This window comes from Calidifontibacillus oryziterrae, from assembly GCF_000331575.1.
GTDB classification, from domain to species: Bacteria; Bacillota; Bacilli; order Bacillales; family Bacillaceae_J; genus Calidifontibacillus_A; species Calidifontibacillus_A oryziterrae.
Genome location: NZ_ANOK01000004.1, coordinates 109,924 through 125,884 on the forward strand (window position 1 = coordinate 109,924; position 15,961 = coordinate 125,884).

General features: G+C 36.9%; 13 protein-coding genes. 12 read left to right on the top strand and 1 reads right to left on the bottom strand.

The window, feature by feature from the left end:
- Nucleotide 1: 1 nt before the first annotated feature.
- The 12 genes from D612_RS0103795 (at nucleotide 2) to D612_RS0103865 (ending at nucleotide 15,304) form a co-directional block, all read left to right on the top strand.
- On the top strand, nucleotides 2-1,051 hold the full coding sequence (locus tag D612_RS0103795) for a TolB family protein (RefSeq protein ID WP_017754157.1): 1,050 nt from the start codon (nucleotides 2-4) through the stop codon (nucleotides 1,049-1,051).
- Between the two features lie 95 nt (nucleotides 1,052-1,146).
- On the top strand, nucleotides 1,147-2,070 hold the full coding sequence (locus tag D612_RS17810; protein ID WP_017754158.1) for a DMT family transporter: 924 nt from the start codon (nucleotides 1,147-1,149) through the stop codon (nucleotides 2,068-2,070).
- Nucleotides 2,071-2,497: 427 nt separating this feature from the next.
- Complete coding sequence (locus tag D612_RS0103805; RefSeq protein WP_017754159.1) at nucleotides 2,498-3,223, top strand: YdjY domain-containing protein; 726 nt, start codon at nucleotides 2,498-2,500, stop codon at nucleotides 3,221-3,223.
- Nucleotides 3,224-3,367: 144 nt separating this feature from the next.
- Nucleotides 3,368-4,537, top strand: a complete 1,170-nt coding sequence (locus tag D612_RS19795; RefSeq protein WP_017754161.1) for a TVP38/TMEM64 family protein — start codon at nucleotides 3,368-3,370, stop codon at nucleotides 4,535-4,537.
- 5 nt (nucleotides 4,538-4,542) lie between these two features.
- Entirely contained in the window at nucleotides 4,543-5,538 is a 996-nt protein-coding gene (locus D612_RS0103820; RefSeq protein ID WP_017754162.1) for a lysylphosphatidylglycerol synthase transmembrane domain-containing protein, read from the top strand.
- A 153-nt stretch (nucleotides 5,539-5,691) separates the two neighbouring features.
- Nucleotides 5,692-6,435 (top strand): glycine/sarcosine/betaine reductase selenoprotein B family protein, encoded by a 744-nt coding sequence (locus tag D612_RS20030; protein ID WP_240679519.1) that lies wholly within the window; start codon nucleotides 5,692-5,694, stop codon nucleotides 6,433-6,435.
- A 733-nt stretch (nucleotides 6,436-7,168) separates the two neighbouring features.
- On the top strand, nucleotides 7,169-8,437 hold the full coding sequence (locus tag D612_RS0103840) for an ABC transporter substrate-binding protein (RefSeq protein WP_017754166.1): 1,269 nt from the start codon (nucleotides 7,169-7,171) through the stop codon (nucleotides 8,435-8,437).
- Between the two features lie 1,291 nt (nucleotides 8,438-9,728).
- Entirely contained in the window at nucleotides 9,729-10,643 is a 915-nt protein-coding gene (locus D612_RS0103845) for an ABC transporter permease subunit (RefSeq protein WP_017754167.1), read from the top strand.
- Entirely contained in the window at nucleotides 10,637-11,461 is an 825-nt protein-coding gene (locus tag D612_RS0103850; RefSeq protein ID WP_017754168.1) for an ABC transporter permease, read from the top strand. Before D612_RS0103845 ends, D612_RS0103850 begins: the two co-directional genes overlap by 7 nt.
- Before the next feature lie 100 nt (nucleotides 11,462-11,561).
- Nucleotides 11,562-12,704, top strand: coding sequence for an ABC transporter ATP-binding protein (locus D612_RS18615; RefSeq protein ID WP_017754169.1), 1,143 nt, complete (start codon nucleotides 11,562-11,564; stop codon nucleotides 12,702-12,704).
- 1,305 nt (nucleotides 12,705-14,009) lie between these two features.
- Nucleotides 14,010-14,600, top strand: coding sequence for a CDP-alcohol phosphatidyltransferase family protein (locus D612_RS0103860; RefSeq protein WP_017754170.1), 591 nt, complete (start codon nucleotides 14,010-14,012; stop codon nucleotides 14,598-14,600).
- Between the two features lie 365 nt (nucleotides 14,601-14,965).
- Nucleotides 14,966-15,304 carry a cupin domain-containing protein gene (locus tag D612_RS0103865; protein ID WP_017754171.1) on the top strand — a complete coding sequence of 113 codons (339 nt, stop codon included), beginning with the start codon at nucleotides 14,966-14,968 and terminating at the stop codon, nucleotides 15,302-15,304.
- 235 nt (nucleotides 15,305-15,539) lie between these two features.
- Here the strand turns inward: D612_RS0103865 and D612_RS0103870 are convergent, their stop codons facing one another.
- Nucleotides 15,540-15,788, bottom strand: a complete 249-nt coding sequence (locus D612_RS0103870; protein ID WP_017754172.1) for a hypothetical protein — start codon at nucleotides 15,786-15,788, stop codon at nucleotides 15,540-15,542.
- Nucleotides 15,789-15,961 lie beyond the last annotated feature (173 nt).

Genomic DNA, 15,961 nt, shown 5'->3' on the forward strand with positions numbered 1-15,961 from the left:
TATGAATCGTAAAAAGTTTAATGTGATTTTTTCTATAAGTGTAGGTTTGATTTTAGCTATTTCATTGCTATTTGGATTTTGGAAAACGAGTACAAATGAAGAAGAGAATTATAGTGGGATCGGTTCTAGTGTAACGGTTTCACCTGACAATAAGAAAATTATTTTTTCATATTTTCAAAATAATAGTGCTGGACTTTATCAAGCAAGCGTTAGTGGAAAAAATGTTGACGTCTTGACATATCCAGAAACTGGGTATGATATTTCAGCGCAGTTTTCAACTGATGGTTCAAAAATAGCTTATATTCATCGATTAGTAACCGAGGGAGAAGAACCGAAGCAATCGCTTTATATTATCGATGCTAGTGGCGGCCAACCGCAGCAGTTAACAAATGATGATTACTATGTTTCCGAAGCAGCTTTTTCAAAGGATGGCACAAAAATATACTTTTTGAATGCAGGGGTATACACAAATTATTCACCAATTACCGGTCCACGCCCGCATGAATTTGACATTTACGAAATGAACGTTGATGGAACTGAAATAAAAAGATTAACTAATTATAAGAATTACAGTATGAGTGATATAACTGTCTCTGCTGATGGGAAATACTTGTATTTTCAAATGATGAATGATGAAAAAATGCAGGAACAAAGTGATACGTTTGAGGTTTTTAAAGAAATATATAAGTTCTCATTAGAAACAGGCGAAACGGAATTTTCATTTGTACCTGAGGGTGAATTTGGCTGGGGAGAAGTATTTGGGATTGCCTTTTCAAACGATGAAAGCCAGCTTGCCTATTCAGCGGTCACGCCTAAATCAAAAACAGAAAACTATTTTAAATATGAACTGTTTGTAACGAACATGGAGACGAACAGTACAACCCAAATCACAAATTTACATTCACATGCTTCAGACCCTGTGTTTTTCAATCATAATCAGCAGCTTCTCTTTGTAGAGCAGTATAATTGGCCAGGTAAGCCTGAAAAATTTCAATTATGGAAAGTGAATGTTGACGGAACGGATTTAGAAAAAATTGAGATAGAAATGTAAGGTAAGGAGAGTATGAAATTGAAGGAAGCATAAGAACGGGCAAGAGAACCGTCTTCCTGTTCCCCGGTGCTTCGTGTAGATAGGAGAGTGTCGTTTTGTCATCATCGTTTCAAGCAGAAGCATACATTAAAATAGCAGTTGCCATGGCGATCGTTGGTAGCTCCGTTGTCGTTGGTAAGCTGATTGTATCGAGTTTTCCGATATTTATTGCATCGGAACTGAGATTTGTCATTGCAGTTATAATTTTAATACCACTTTTATTGCGCCAAGAACGGCGATTTCCTGTAATTGATAAAAAGCACCTAATTATAATGTTTCTTCAAGCATTTACAGGCATCTTTCTGTTTAATGTTTTTATGCTTTATGGTCTAAAATATACCACTGCGATGGAAGCGGGAATAATTATGAGCACACTTCCAGCCGTGGTAGGGATTGTTGCTTATATCTTTTTAAGAGAAAAAATGACAATACATCAAGGTGTGGGAATTTTATTTGCCGTTTTTGGAGTATTGGTGATGACCTTTGTTGGTGGTAAGATTGGTGATTCTTATTCATGGTTTGGGAATCTACTAGTTTTTGGAGCGGTATTAGGTGAAACATTTTTTATTACGCTAGGCAAATTTGTATCCAATCAGCTTAGTCCCCTTGTCATTACAACAATGGTTAGTATCTTTGGACTAATTATGTTCCTGCCTTTTGCTTTAATTGAAGCGAAGGATTTCAATTTTAGTAGTGTTGGGGTAGGAGACTGGTTGAACATATTATATTTTGGAATCGTTGTTACGATAGTAGCATTTTTGCTAATGTATCAAGGCTTAGCAAAGGTTCCGGCAAGTTCAGCTGGAGTATTAACTAGTATGCTTCCTGTAAGCTCTACTATTCTTTCATTTTTAATTTTAAAGGAAAGCATTACAAGCTCACATTTCATCGGGATCTTTCTTGTCATTGTCGCGATATTTTTAATATCACGTGATGGGTCAGAGAGGGAAAAATCCCAAGATTTGAGTAGGACAAGTTGAAATTTCGGTGTTGCAAAAGTAAAAAATCAGGCTGTTAATAATTGTATGCTGAAAAATTCGGGTCATTAAAAATGAAAACAATACTAAAGTATGAAGAATAATAAGTAGAATTTTAGATTCAATAATAGAAGAAAATACTAGAAAATAAGAATAACCACTTAGTTGTGAGTCAGCAAATAATGCTGGCTTTTTTTGTTAGGGTATCAAATTCATAGGTTTGATTCAAAATAGCCAGAACACCTGTGACTTAAATCATGAGAGATTCAGTTTGTAAAAAGTTATCTTCATCTCTTTTGCAAGACTACGGACTTAATCACAGTTTGGAGGTATTTCAACTAACAGTGTAACTGTTGTATAAAATAATTTTATTTGTTATATTTATTTTTGTTATTGAACAGCATAGAATTACTAACGAGGAGTGAGGGATATGTTCAAGAAATTATTCAAGAATAATAGTATTAAGCTATTTATCGTATTAACAATGGTTGTTGGATTGTTGGCTGCTTGCGGGACCGCACAGCAAAAAGGCGAGATGTCGACGGAAGAAATGATGAGGGTATATGCAAGCTCGGTTGAACAATTAAGTAAAGAGACACCTATTTTTATTGATGAGGAAAATAAGTTGGTTCGAGTATATGCAACAGTAAATGGTAAATATTTAGTTGAACCAACTCGCCATGGGATGAATTGGATTGAGGGAGCATATGGTGACCAAGCAGTTTTAAAAACGTATGCAAATCCACTTGCTTTCAATGAAGCATTAGTAAAAATCGGTGGAACGCCTGCGGTTGATAAAGGTGGAGATGCAAGTAAGGAATTTGAAGAAACAACAGAAGGCAAGTTTATCAAAGGTGATGTGCTTAACGTTTCTGTGACTTGGGAAAGTGCTGAAAAGGACTACGATATTAATGAAGTAATGGTTGATTCAACTGGCAAAAAAATTGTTTATCGTTTTGGTGGCAATTATGATGCAGCAGCTAATAAAGTAACAGGCTGCTATATGTGTTTTGACAGTTGCCCAGTTGGTATTACTAGTAACTCAACACATCCAGTTGGAACATTCGAAAAAGGGAATGCTTCATTTCATGGTAATCCTGATGTTCTTCCAGCGGATGGAACTCCTGTCGTTGTAACCTATTCGTTTATGGAATAAAGGGGGTAACCATGTTGCAGAATGTTATGAATTTAAGTCGTAGTAACCTATTCGTTTATGGAATAAAGAGGGTAACCTTGTTACAGAATGCTATGAATTTAAGCCGTAATAATCTATTCGTTTATGGAATAAAGGGGGATTAACGTGCGACGAATTATAAATTTCGGAAGCCACTTTTTTGCTTCCGTTTTCCTGTTTTATTTAATTGGATTTAGTATTTCTTTGCTGTTAATTCAAAGTAACTGGATAGATATGCGTTTTGATAGTGAATTTTTTATAGTTGTTTCAATGATTGTTGGGATTTGGCTTTACTTCATCGTTCTATTTATGAATGGCAAGCATCTTGCCCTCTGGACAAACAAGAAAATAAATTATCTCACAATAATTGCAACAACAATTATAACGCTGTTTGCAACAGTTGTTGCAAAAGAAGGCTTCTTTGTCATTCCAGCCTATATTACAAGAAAAGCGTTATTTTTAAGTGATATATTTTCATTACAACAAATGAATATCATTCTAGTAATCTGGCTGCTGTTTGGTTTATGTTCACTTTATTTTGCAGAGAAAGAGACGCTTTCATTAAAAAAAGGAACAACGTTAGTTTGGGATCAATTTTCGAAAACGAAACGAATTGGCATTATGTCTTTATTTGCTTTTTTACAATTGTTTCTACTATGTTATTTAGCTCAAGGTGAGTTCCAGACAATGATTAATCAAGCAGTAACAATCATGAAAAATGCTGATGTAGAAGGGTTCAGGGATTATTTATTATCATTTGGCCCCCTAGCTGCCGTTTTTTCAGGGTTGTTGATGGTGTTTCAATCGGTTATGGCACCATTGCCAGCGTTCGTCATAACCTTCGCAAATGGTCTCTTGTTCGGCTGGTTTTTCGGTGCGTTATTATCATGGAGTTCAGCTATGCTCGGAGCGATCGTCTGCTATTATTTAGCGAAATTTTTAGGTAGACCAGTCGTTGAAAAAATTGTATCGAAAAATGGATTACATTGGTGGGATCAATTTTTTGAAAAGTATGGGAAGCATGCAGTTTTTATTGCCCGCTTAGTGCCAATTGTATCATTTGATTTAGTCAGCTATGCCGCGGGTATAACATCTATTTCATTTTGGCAATTTTTCTGGGCAACAGGTCTAGGGCAATTACCGGCAACCATTTTGTATTCTTATTTAGGGCAAAACGCAACAGGCACGGTACAAATTCTCTTTTTCATGTTTACGATTGTAATAGCACTTGCTGTTATTGGGATGTTATTAAAACCTAAATTTAGTAAATTTAAGAAAAAGCCACAGGAGAGTTAGGGGAAATGTCTTTCAGTAAAAGAGGAACCCAATATTTAAGATTATTGGTACGCTTGCTTATTAGCGCAGCCCTAATTATTTGGCTTGGGTTCACCATTGATTGGTCTCAATTAGGTACAGTATTAAAGGAAAGTTCCTTATTATTTATCATTTTAGCGCTAGTTGCAATTCAGTTAACAGTGCTACCGAGTATTTGGAAGTGGAAGCTTTTAGTAGATGCTTCCGTTGTCGAACAAGGTTCCGATTCAGTCTCTTTAGGTAGACTTGGGAGATTGTATTACATCGGCTTATTTTTTAATAATTTCTTACCAAGTAGTGTTGGTGGTGACGTTATTCGGATCATCCAGCTTGGTAGAACAATCGGGATGCCAACAGCAACAGCATCTGTAGGGTTTGAGCGGTTCACAAGCGGTTTGGCATTAGTAATGATTTTGCTAGGTAGTGTGATGATTACGGAAAGAGCGAGACCTTTTCTAGGTTCAATTGTGCTTCTTTGTCTTGTTTTCGTCCTTATATTTTTTATTCTGTGGTACCTTATGATACAAAGCAAAAAGAATCGTGGCTCAGTTGACTTAAATCGTACATTCTCAAATGTATTTTTAAAAATTATGGATAAATTAAAAGCATCCTTATTAAAAATTGGTGAGACAACAGGGCAGTATAGCAATAAAGGGTCAAAATGGTGGCTGCTTGTTGCTGTTTTATCATTTGCATTTCAAATTGGGATGGTATGGATTAATGATTTGTTATTTAAATCTCTGCATGTTGAAGTACCGTTTCTAGAATTGCTTGTGATTATAACGCTTATATCGGCGTTAACGATGCTCCCGATAAGTATTAATGGGATCGGAGTAAGAGAGGTAAGTTATATATTTTTCTTTCAACAGCTTGGTATTCCAAATGAAATAGCCGTATCGGTATCATTATTATTTTTCTTACTTGTGACGATTTCAAGCTTAGCAGGCGGTGTATTTTGGCTGTATGAAAGGGATATGCGCTAGTTATGATAAAGTTTCAGTTATATGGGTAAAACGCTGAAACTCGTGGGTAAAGTGTGCAATTTCGTGGGTAAAACGCTGAAACTCGTGGATAAAGTGTGCAATTTCGTGGGTAAAACGCTTGTTCAAAAGCATAATTAAGAGGGAGGAAGGAATATGAAGCTGGCGGGGAATAGACTAATTGAATCGGTTGTTGGGCAAACCGCAAAGTCTATGGTTAAAACAATAGAAGGCGATATTCCGCTAACCCCTTTTGAGAAAGATCCAAAAGAAACAACGATTGCTTTGATTACTACTTCAGGCGTACATTTGAAATCACAACCTATGTTTGATGTTGAAGCAGGGGATCATAGTGTTCGCCTAATACCATATCATTGTCATGAGGACGATTTGATGATTAGCCATACTCATTATGACCGTACGGATGCTGACAAGGATATAAACTGTGTATTTCCACTTGCGCGCTTACGGGAGCTTGCTGAAGAAGGAATAATTGGAAGGGTCGCAACGACTCATTTTGGATTAATGGGTTATATACCAGAGACAACGAAATTAATAAATGAAACGATTCCTATCATCATTCAACAGCTGAAAACTGAGGAAGTTGATGCTGTTATTCTAAATCCCGGCTGATATATATGTCATCAATCAGTTGGATTGATTCAATATTATTTAGAAAATGAAGGAATTCCTACAATTTCGATAACCCATTTGCCGGGATTAACGAAAAAAGTAAGGGTGCCTAGAGCATTGCAGCTTCCATTTCCGATGGGGCGTAGTTTTGGCCGTGCCGGAGATATTTCGTTGCAAACCAGAATCCTGCGCGATGCACTTCACTATTTGAAGGAAATTAATCAACCAGAGACAATCATTAAGCTTCCTTATCGTTGGAGAAGGTGAACTTTATCGTTGGAAAAGGTGAACTTTTTTGTGAGCAAAATTGTTGAAAAGATTATTTTATTCAAAAGATTATTTTAATACTTTGGGCATAAATTGGTACTTCCATATTGAGGATAACGATCTGATTATTAACAAGATCCATTGGCTTGATCACGCTAGCCGTGTATAAAATATAGAAATACGTTTGACTCAGATTGAAATCGATTGGCTTGATCACGCTAGCTTTGTTTAATATTTTGTATGAAAATATGATTCCTGATAAAATCGATTGTTTTGCTCACCGTAGCGATATTTTATTTAGAGTATGACAGTATAACTCTTCGTCGAGAGGGCTAGATTTTTATGAAAAAAAATCATGCAAGGCTTTTGCAACGAATTTTTTGGCATTTGCAGTGGTTATTAATATTAATGTTAATCACATATAATGTTGGGGCATTTTTGTATTTTTTCGAAATGAAAACATATTTAATTGTTCATGGTTTTGCTGGATCGATACTATATTTCATAAAATTGTGGGAGCAGTATTTCGACTGTAAAGCTAATTGTAAAATTTGAGGGACATGAGGAGTTTAGAGTGTGAACAGTTGCAAAGGATAGGGCCATTGGGGATTTTTAGGTTAAATTATTATATAAAAGGGTCTCAACAGGCTGAAGATCTGAAAGTGGACAACAATAGTATAAACATTTTCCTTGTAATCTCACCCTGTTGAGTGTAAAAAGGAGATTAAAAGAAATGATACGAAATAAAAAGTTATTATCAACTATTTTAATCGTCTTCGCGATGATAGCAGGCTGCTCATCAACTGATGATGTTCAACAAACTACTAGTGTTGAAAATGAGTCAATTGTATCTCAAGAGGATGTGCTTTCGTTAAATTGGGATGAAATTGTTGATAAAGCGAAAGGTACGAAGGTTAATTTCTTTTTGTGGGGTGGCGATGAGGGAGTTAATCGTTACATAGATGAATGGGTTGCCCCACGTCTTAAGGAACAATACGATATTGAATTAACAAGATATCCGATGGATGCTCAAGAGTTTATAAATAAATTGTTATCTGAAAAAAAAGCTAATAAAGAAAAGGGCGATATTGATTTACTTTGGTTAAATGGCGAAAATTTTAAAACAGCGAAAGAAAATGGACTATTATTTGGACCGATTGCTTCTAAAATTCCAAATTTCAATGAATTTGTAGATGGAACTAGCCCGGATGTCATGTTTGATTTTGGCTATCCGACCGAAGGCTATGAAGTTCCATGGGGGAAGGTCCAGTTTGCATTTGCCTATGATTCGAGTAAAATATCTGATCCGCCGCAATCGCTTGAAGAGTTAGAAGAGTGGGTAAAGGCGCATCCAGGCAAATTCACATACCCTGCTCCACCAGATTTTACTGGTAGTGCATTTATCCGTCATGTATTATATGAAACAAGTACAAATGACGAGGCTTATTTAGGCGCCTTTGATGAAGCGGTAGTATCGAAGGATGCAACCGCTGTATGGGAAGTATTAAATGATATGAAGCCATATTTATGGCGCGAAGGGAATTCATACCCGCAATCGGTAGCGCAGCTTGAACAATTATATAAAAATGGTGAAGTATGGATGACAATGGGATATGATGAAGCAAATGCATCCAATCTTATTAAAAGTGGCGAATTTCCAGAAACAACGAAAACCTTCCTTTTTAAAAATGGAACGTTAGCAAATACTCATTTTGTTACAGTTCCTTTCAATACAGTCAACCCTTATGGTGCTCTTGTTACAATTGACTTTTTACTTTCTCCTGCGGCACAATTGAAAAAAATGGATCTTGAATATTGGGGAGAAAATATTGCTCTAAATGTAGATTGGCTTCCAGATGAATATATTGAGCAGCTTGAAAATATAGATAGAGGCCCAGCTACACTTTCACAGAATGAGCTTGAGAGTCATCGTTTACCAGAAATGAATGCTCATTATGTCGAGTGGCTCGAGCGGGGCTGGATTGAAAATGTTGCAAAGTAATTCGTTCGAAATTGATTGAATGGGCTAGTATAGGACTGGCTCGAAAAGGTTGAAAGGTTATTCATTCATTATGTCGAGTGGCTCGAGCGGGGCTGGATTGAAAATGTTGCAAAGTAATTCATTCGAAATTGATTGAATGGGCTAGTACAGGACTGGCTCGAAAAGGTTGAATGTAATTCTTGAACAATATTACTGTTGGTTAGAGCGTGAATAGATTGTAACTGTTGAAGGGTAATTCAAATGATGTTAATGTTGGACAAAACAAATATGAAAACTTGGTAATTTCATTCCAATCGATAAAGTAAGAGGACAGTGGTTCCGTTATTTTGTTAAAAAGCTCCCTCTTGAGGTTTTAACGGACATACAATCCGTTATTCAATTGTAAAAGAGATTTTTTCTTGTAAATTTTGCGAAATAACGAATCCTGTGTCCGCAAACTTTAATATAAAAACAGATTATTTCTAAATAAGAGATCATGTGTCCGTTAAATATAGACTTTGTTAAACTTGGATGTTTAATTTCGTTATACGTAATTTGCTTTACGTGGGCTCGAGCCAAGCCACCTAACTCAATTCGTCCTCTGTGGGGTCTTGGACTATTTCGTTTTCTCGCAGGAGTCTACGTGCATGGAATGAAGATGACTTTCGACTAAAGTCAACATTGTGCGTTAACAGAGCCAAAATATATATAGTTCAGTAGTTTATGCTGGGGATCATGTACTATATCATATCGTTTCCAACATGCGACTGAGACCAGGTAGAGTTTTATTTTTGCTGTTTAAATAATATAGTCTTCCAAGTCAATACGACATGCAAACGAGACCAGCTAGAGTTCTTATTTTTTGCTGCTTAAATAATATAGTTTTCCAAGTCAATACGACATGCAAACGAGACCAGGTAGAGTTTTATTTTTGCTGCTTAAATAATATAGTTTTCCAAGTCAATACGACATGCAAACGATACCAGCTAGGGTTCTTATTTTTGCTGCTTAAATAATATAGTTTTTCAAGTCAATACGACATGCAAACGAGACCAGCTAGAGTTCTTATTTTTTGCTGCTTAAATAATTATAGTTTTCCAAGTCAATACGACATGCAAACGAGACCAAGTAGAGTTCATACTTTTACTGCTTCTTTTATGATATCGTTTTCAAATCAATACGACATTCGACTGATATTGTTTAGGCATGGTGAAGTTTAATTGGTAGCCAGCCGCAAGGATCTTAAAGTAGTACAAATACAATATAAGCATTTTTATTAAGTAATTAAGAGTAGTGAGGAATTGATTATTCAATGAAAGCAAATTCTTATCGGAAATCTGACCAGAACTTATATACAGTGCTGCAAAGACATCAATGGGTATTGGGAATTCTCCCAGCCCTTTTGTTTTTTTTACTATTTTTAGGCGGGGGATTCTGTGCTGCAATCTTTATAAGCTTTGAAAATGATTTAGCTTTATCTCCAAGCTATGTTACAGGTTGGGCATATAGGGAGCTATTCACTATTACGTTTCTTAAATCGTTAGGGGTTACGATTGGAATGTCATTCGTTGTGGCGCTACTTGCAGGAATCATTAGTTTAATGATCGCCCTGCTTCTTGCTTTGAAAACAGATAAATGGCGTTGGCTCCAAATTCTATATCAACTGCCAATTGGAATTCCTCATTTGCTTGCGGCCTATATGCTTTTGCAGGTTTTTACGCAAAGTGGTTGGTATTCAAGGCTAGCTTATCAACTAGGACTGGTTGATACGCTTGAACAATTTCCCGTGCTAATCCACGATAATTACGGGATTGGAATTGTGTTAGCGTATTTATGGAAAGAGGTTCCTTTCCTAATTTTATTACTATACCCTTTTGTCCTTAGGTTAATGGCTGAATGGACAGAAACTAGCAAGGTTTTAGGAGCAACTTTTGGCCAAATGATTGGTTGGATTGTGCTTCCGTTATTACTACCTGTGTGGATTGGTGGAATGTGGATTGTATTTGCCTTTACGTTAGGTGCTTATGAAATACCAGCATTATTAGGTCGAACATCCTTCGGTTTTATTCCATTTACAGCATGGCAAGAGTATACCCAATTTGGCTTAGAACGGCAAAAGATTGCAATTGCAATGAATGTTGTATTAGCGGTTGTTTCAATGGTTGTTGGAATGGTATTACTATTTTTACAAAGACGTTGGTACGAAAAAGGGCGAAGAATATGGTGAAAAAGGAAAACAATCAAAATCGAATGATGTTGATCGCTGGCTTTGTCATTTTGCTGTTCATACTACTATTTTTATTACTTCCTTTTATTCCGCTGATTGTGTGGAGCTTTACAAAGCAATGGCCTTGGCCGTTCTTATTTCCGGAAGAATATTCAATGGATGCTTGGAGATATATTTTTTCTCCATCTGGAAGGGGGATTGAAGGAGTTTTTAATAGTGTTGTAATCGCTTTTTTTACATTGTCTATAAATCTTTTATTAGGGTTACCTGTGGCTAGAACATTTGCGCACCAGCATTTCTTTGGAAAAACAGGTTTATTTATATTCTTTCTATCGCCACTATTTATCCCTTCTATTGCATCAATGATTGGTATGTATAACTTATCGATACAGCTTGATTTTATAAATGTTTATATTAGAGTTACGATTGCACATGTTTTAATTACAATTCCTTATTTTATCGCAACAGTATGGTATCAATATCGGCTTATGGGAACTGATATACTAGAGGCAGGAAAAAGCCTTGGTGCAAAGGGTTGGCAAATTTTTTTATGGATTGAATTGCCGCAATTATTACCAGCTTTATCATTAGCAAGTGTTTTTGTATTTATTATTTCGTTGAGTCAGTATTTGCCGACCTGGATTATGAGCGGTGGCACACTTTTGACACTTCCGGTTATTATGTTTCCATTTGCTAGTAGCGGGAATGCTTCGATTGTTGCTGCATATAGCCTTTTGTTTTTTGTACCTGTAATTTGTATGGTGTTGACTCATTTTTATTTAATAAAAATGAGTAGAGAAAGAAATGCATTAGATTAAGAGGCGATTGAAAAGGATATTGAGTTAACGGAATTGAGTTTTCAAGGCGAACTAGATCGTATTAATTTTTACAATTATGCGATATACGAGGAGTATTAAGATGAAACTAGAAAATTTGACAATTCGCTATGGCACGCAACAAATAATCAATTCAATAAATCTTGAAATAAACGACTGTGAAATTTTTGTATTAATGGGGCCATCTGGAAGCGGGAAAACCACATTATTAAGAGGGATCATCGGTTTAACACCAATAACGGCTGGAGCGATCAATTGGTCGGGTGAAAAAGGGAATGTAGGCATCGTTTTTCAAGAGCCACGACTGTTTCCCCATATGAATGTTATTGATAATTTAGCGTTTGGGCTACGTGCAAGTGGATATTCAAAAACTGAAAGATATAAAGTGGTTGATCATTATTTGGACATTTTACAATTGCGCGGTTTAGAGACAAGATTTCCACATGAGCTTTCTGGCGGCCAAAAGCAAAGGGTCTCGCTTGGTAGAGCAATTGTACTAAATCCAACTGTTCTATTACTTGATGAACCATTCTCGTCGTTAGATACTTCATTACGTTATGACTTAACGGATTGGCTTTACCAAATTCAAAGGGATCAAGGTTTTTCTATTCTATGGGTGACGCATTATTTAGATGAGGCCTTTTCAGTTGCAGATCGAATTGGAGTTTTAATTGATGGGAGATTGAGGCAAGTTGGAGAGCCTTTGGAAGTATATCATTCTCCTAGTTCAGAGGAAGTAGCTGCGTTTTTCTCATTACCAAATCGGTTTCTGCGGGATACTTGGAGTGAGTTATTTCCAAAGTTATCAATTCCGGCGGAGAGTGAAATGGGTTGGATTCCAGCTGATGCATTATGGCTAGTCAATAGAGGAGAATCATTTGAGGAGTTTAAAGTTGAAAGCAACTTGCTAGTAAATGATGGAATTGGAGAAAAGCATGGAATTAATAAAGAGCATGAAACGGAAATTGCGATTCAGCGGGCTAGTTCTACTGGTTATTTACATCAAAAACAAGCAAATGGTCGAATATTTCACAATAGTATAGTAGCATGGTTTGAAGGTGAAATTTACCGTGTTAAGCATGTAACTAATGGGCATACAGTTGTGGTAAACAGCAAATATGGGAAATGGAATGTATTTGTTGATACTTGCTGCAAGTGCCCCGAAATAAATGACGTTGTGAAAGTAGTTGTTCCGTTTAATAAAATAAATTGGTACTATAAATAATTTTTTCTTGCTAATTTGGACAGGATTCACAATAAACTGCTTGGTTCTGTCCTTATTTGGTATGGTTCGGACAGAAAAGGTAGAAGAAATAGAAATCGAGTCCGAACTAGGCGCAGGTTCGGACAGAAAAGGTAGAAGAAAGCGAAATCGAGTCCGAACTAGGCGCAGGTTCGGACAGAAAAGGTAGAAGAAATAGAAATCGAGTCCGAACTAGGCGCAGGTTCGGACAGAAAAGGTAGAAGAAAGCGAAATCGAGTCCGAACTAGGCGCAGGTTCGGACAGAAAAGGTAGAAGAAAGCGAAATCGTGTCCGAACTAGGGGTGAGTTCGGACAGAAATGGTAGAAGAAAGCGAAATCGAGTCCGAACTAGGGGTGAGTTAGGACAGAAAAGGTAGAAGAAAGCGAAATCGAGTCCGAACTAGGGGTGAGTTCGGACAGAAAAGGTAGAAGAAAGCGAAATCGTGTCCGAACTAGGCGCAGGTTCGGACAGAAAAGGTAGAAGAAATAGAAATCGAGTCCGAACTAGGCGCAGGTTCGGACAGAAAAGGTAGAAGAAAGCGAAATCGAGTCCGAACTAGGCGCAGGTTCGGACAGAAAAGGTAGAAGAAAGCGAAATCGTGTCCGAACTAGGGGTGAGTTCGGACAGAAATGGTAGAAGAAAGCGAAATCGTGTCCGAACTAGGGGTGAGTTCGGACAGAAATGGTAGAAGAAAGCGAAATCGAGTCCGAACTAGGGGTGAGTTAGGACAGAAAAGGTAGAAGAAAGCGAAATCGAGTCCGAACTAGGGGTGAGTTCGGACAGAAAAGGTAGAAGAAAGCGAAATCGAGTCCGAACTAGGCGGAAGTTCGGACAGAAAAGGTAGAAGAAAGCGAAATCGTGTCCGAACTAGGGGTGAGTTCGGACAGAAATGGTAGAAGAAAGCGAAATCGTGTCCGAACTAGGGGTGAGTTCGGACAGAAATGGTAGAAGAAAGCGAAATCGAGTCCGAACTAGGGGTGAGTTCGGACAGAAAAGGTAGAAGAAAGCGAAATCGAGTCCGAACTAGGCGGAAGTTCGGACAGAAAAGGTAGAAGAAAGCGAAATCGTGTCCGAACTAGGGGTGAGTTCGGACAGAAAAGGTAGAAGAAAGCGAAATCGAGTCCGAACTAGGCGGAAGTTCGGACAGAAAAGGTAGAAGAGTTAGACATCGAGTCCGAACTAGGGGTGAGTTCGGACAGGAAAACCTAGGCAAGCATTATGAGAGTCCGAACCACGAGCAACTTCCAACTATTTGATTCATACTGTATTAAAAGGAGAGAATTCAATTGTTAGATACGTATGGCCGTTCTTTTGTCCAACCTATTATTGGGAAGACAGCCCAATATTTATTAAAGCTAGGTTTGTCTGCAACTCAAGTTACGCTGATAGCTTTTTTAATTGGAATCGGGGCAAGTGTTTTGGTTTATATTGGACAACCGATAGCAGGTGTAGTTGTTTTATGGATTTCGGGTTTTTTAGATGCAGTTGACGGAAGCATGGCTAGACAAAGTAATACAAGCTCTTCATGGGGAACAGTATTGGATGTAACATTAGACCGAGTAGTTGAAACCTCAATTTTAATTGCGTTAGCATTGCTGCATCCGGAACCACAAATACTATTTATGTTTTTGCTATTGGCAATATCAATAATATTCACAATGACAGTATTTTTAACAGTAGGAGCCGTGTCTGAAAAGAAAAGTATTAAATCATTTTATTATCAGCCAGGACTCGCGGAGAGGACAGAAGGGTTTATATTATTTTCTCTTCTTGTATTGTTTCAAAACCACTTGTTGTTTTGGACAGCGATATTTTTAGCAGTAGAAATTATTACAGGTATACAACGATTGTTGGAAGCACGAAAAATATTGGATTAGGGAAAATATTGGATTAGGTGAGGAATTATAATTTTATGGTTGCATAAGTTATTGGAGTAGCAAAGAATGTTGGACTAGCATGACTTTCATCAAAACAAGCTTATTTACAGTGTAGTTCTTTCAGATTCTGTTATAGGACTCAAATCTAGCATGACTTTCATCAAAACAAGTTTATTTACAGTGTAGTATAAACTTCTAAACATTGATAACGGAAAACCTTATCGTCGAGTTGATTTCCTCAAATCTATTTACGACTGTGGAGTAATATTTTGTATTTTGTCCAATATAATATTGAGTTAAAAAATAAATCACCATTGTAAGTCTATTTTCGAGAAGTATTAAAAAACTAAAGGGGGTAACAAAACATGCAAAAACAGGCACTGCTCGATTACCAAGAATTTAATAATGAAAAATTTACAAAGCGCATCATTTTCAAAGAAGGGGAAAGTACAGTCTTCGTCCTTAACTTTGAACCTGGACAAAAACTGCCAGCTCATAAACATCCTGGAACTAATGTCTATTTGTTAGTATTACAAGGTGAAGGGACACTAACGATTGATGGGAATGAAGTTCCAATTGTAAAGGATGATGTTGTCCTTTGTGGTGGCGAAGAGGAATTCGCGTTTGCAAATGGATCTAGTAATACTAGTCTATATGTAATGCTTAATAAGATCCCAGATGATAGATATGCTCAAAACATATAAGATTCTCTAGAAAAAGTATGAATTCGGTTATATTTTGTAAACTTAAAAACACAATACAGCAAAACAAACAATGCACCGTAACACAATGCACCGTAACACAATGCACCGTAACACAATGCACCGTAACACAATGCGCTGTAACACATAGCACACAACACAAAAGGTGAGCTCCAAGATAAAAACACGCTCACCTTTTCCTTCACGGAATTATTACGATCATTTTAAATTCACGTCATCACTTTAATTTCACGGCAAGAATTCGAAAATGACCTAGTTCAACTTCATCAATAGTTGCATTCATTCCTAACGAATTGAGAGCGTTGACTAATGGCTCTGCACGTTTGGGTAAATGTATTTCAAAGATTGTACCTTCTTGAGCTGTTTGAACATAATCCAAGATTTCACCACGCGGATGTTCACCAGCTAAAATTTTTGCACGTACGTCGATGATCGCCTTATTTCCTTCATGTTTAACATCTAGCATTTTTCGCACCACCTTGTTGATTGTCGTAAACTTTTCTTATGAGAGATCTGTATGAAATACAACGGCCATGAAACAATGTTACTATTCTTTTAAAAACAATGTGTTGATTTAAGTCACATTAAGCACAAAAAAAGATAAAAAATACATTGTTAGCCGATGATTTTTACAATGTT

What these genes read in the sequence shown, in the direction of transcription:
- D612_RS0103795 (WP_017754157.1), top strand. Translation starts at nt 2, where the DNA reads ATGAATCGTAAAAAGTTTAATGTGATTTTTTCTATAAGTGTAGGTTTG.
- D612_RS0103805 (WP_017754159.1), top strand. Translation starts at nt 2,498, where the DNA reads ATGTTCAAGAAATTATTCAAGAATAATAGTATTAAGCTATTTATCGTA.
- D612_RS0103820 (WP_017754162.1), top strand. Translation starts at nt 4,543, where the DNA reads ATGTCTTTCAGTAAAAGAGGAACCCAATATTTAAGATTATTGGTACGC.
- D612_RS0103840 (WP_017754166.1), top strand. Translation starts at nt 7,169, where the DNA reads ATGATACGAAATAAAAAGTTATTATCAACTATTTTAATCGTCTTCGCG.
- D612_RS0103845 (WP_017754167.1), top strand. Translation starts at nt 9,729, where the DNA reads ATGAAAGCAAATTCTTATCGGAAATCTGACCAGAACTTATATACAGTG.
- D612_RS0103850 (WP_017754168.1), top strand. Translation starts at nt 10,637, where the DNA reads ATGGTGAAAAAGGAAAACAATCAAAATCGAATGATGTTGATCGCTGGC.
- D612_RS18615 (WP_017754169.1), top strand. Translation starts at nt 11,562, where the DNA reads ATGAAACTAGAAAATTTGACAATTCGCTATGGCACGCAACAAATAATC.
- D612_RS0103865 (WP_017754171.1), top strand. Translation starts at nt 14,966, where the DNA reads ATGCAAAAACAGGCACTGCTCGATTACCAAGAATTTAATAATGAAAAA.
- D612_RS0103870 (WP_017754172.1), bottom strand. Translation starts at nt 15,788, where the DNA reads ATGCTAGATGTTAAACATGAAGGAAATAAGGCGATCATCGACGTACGT.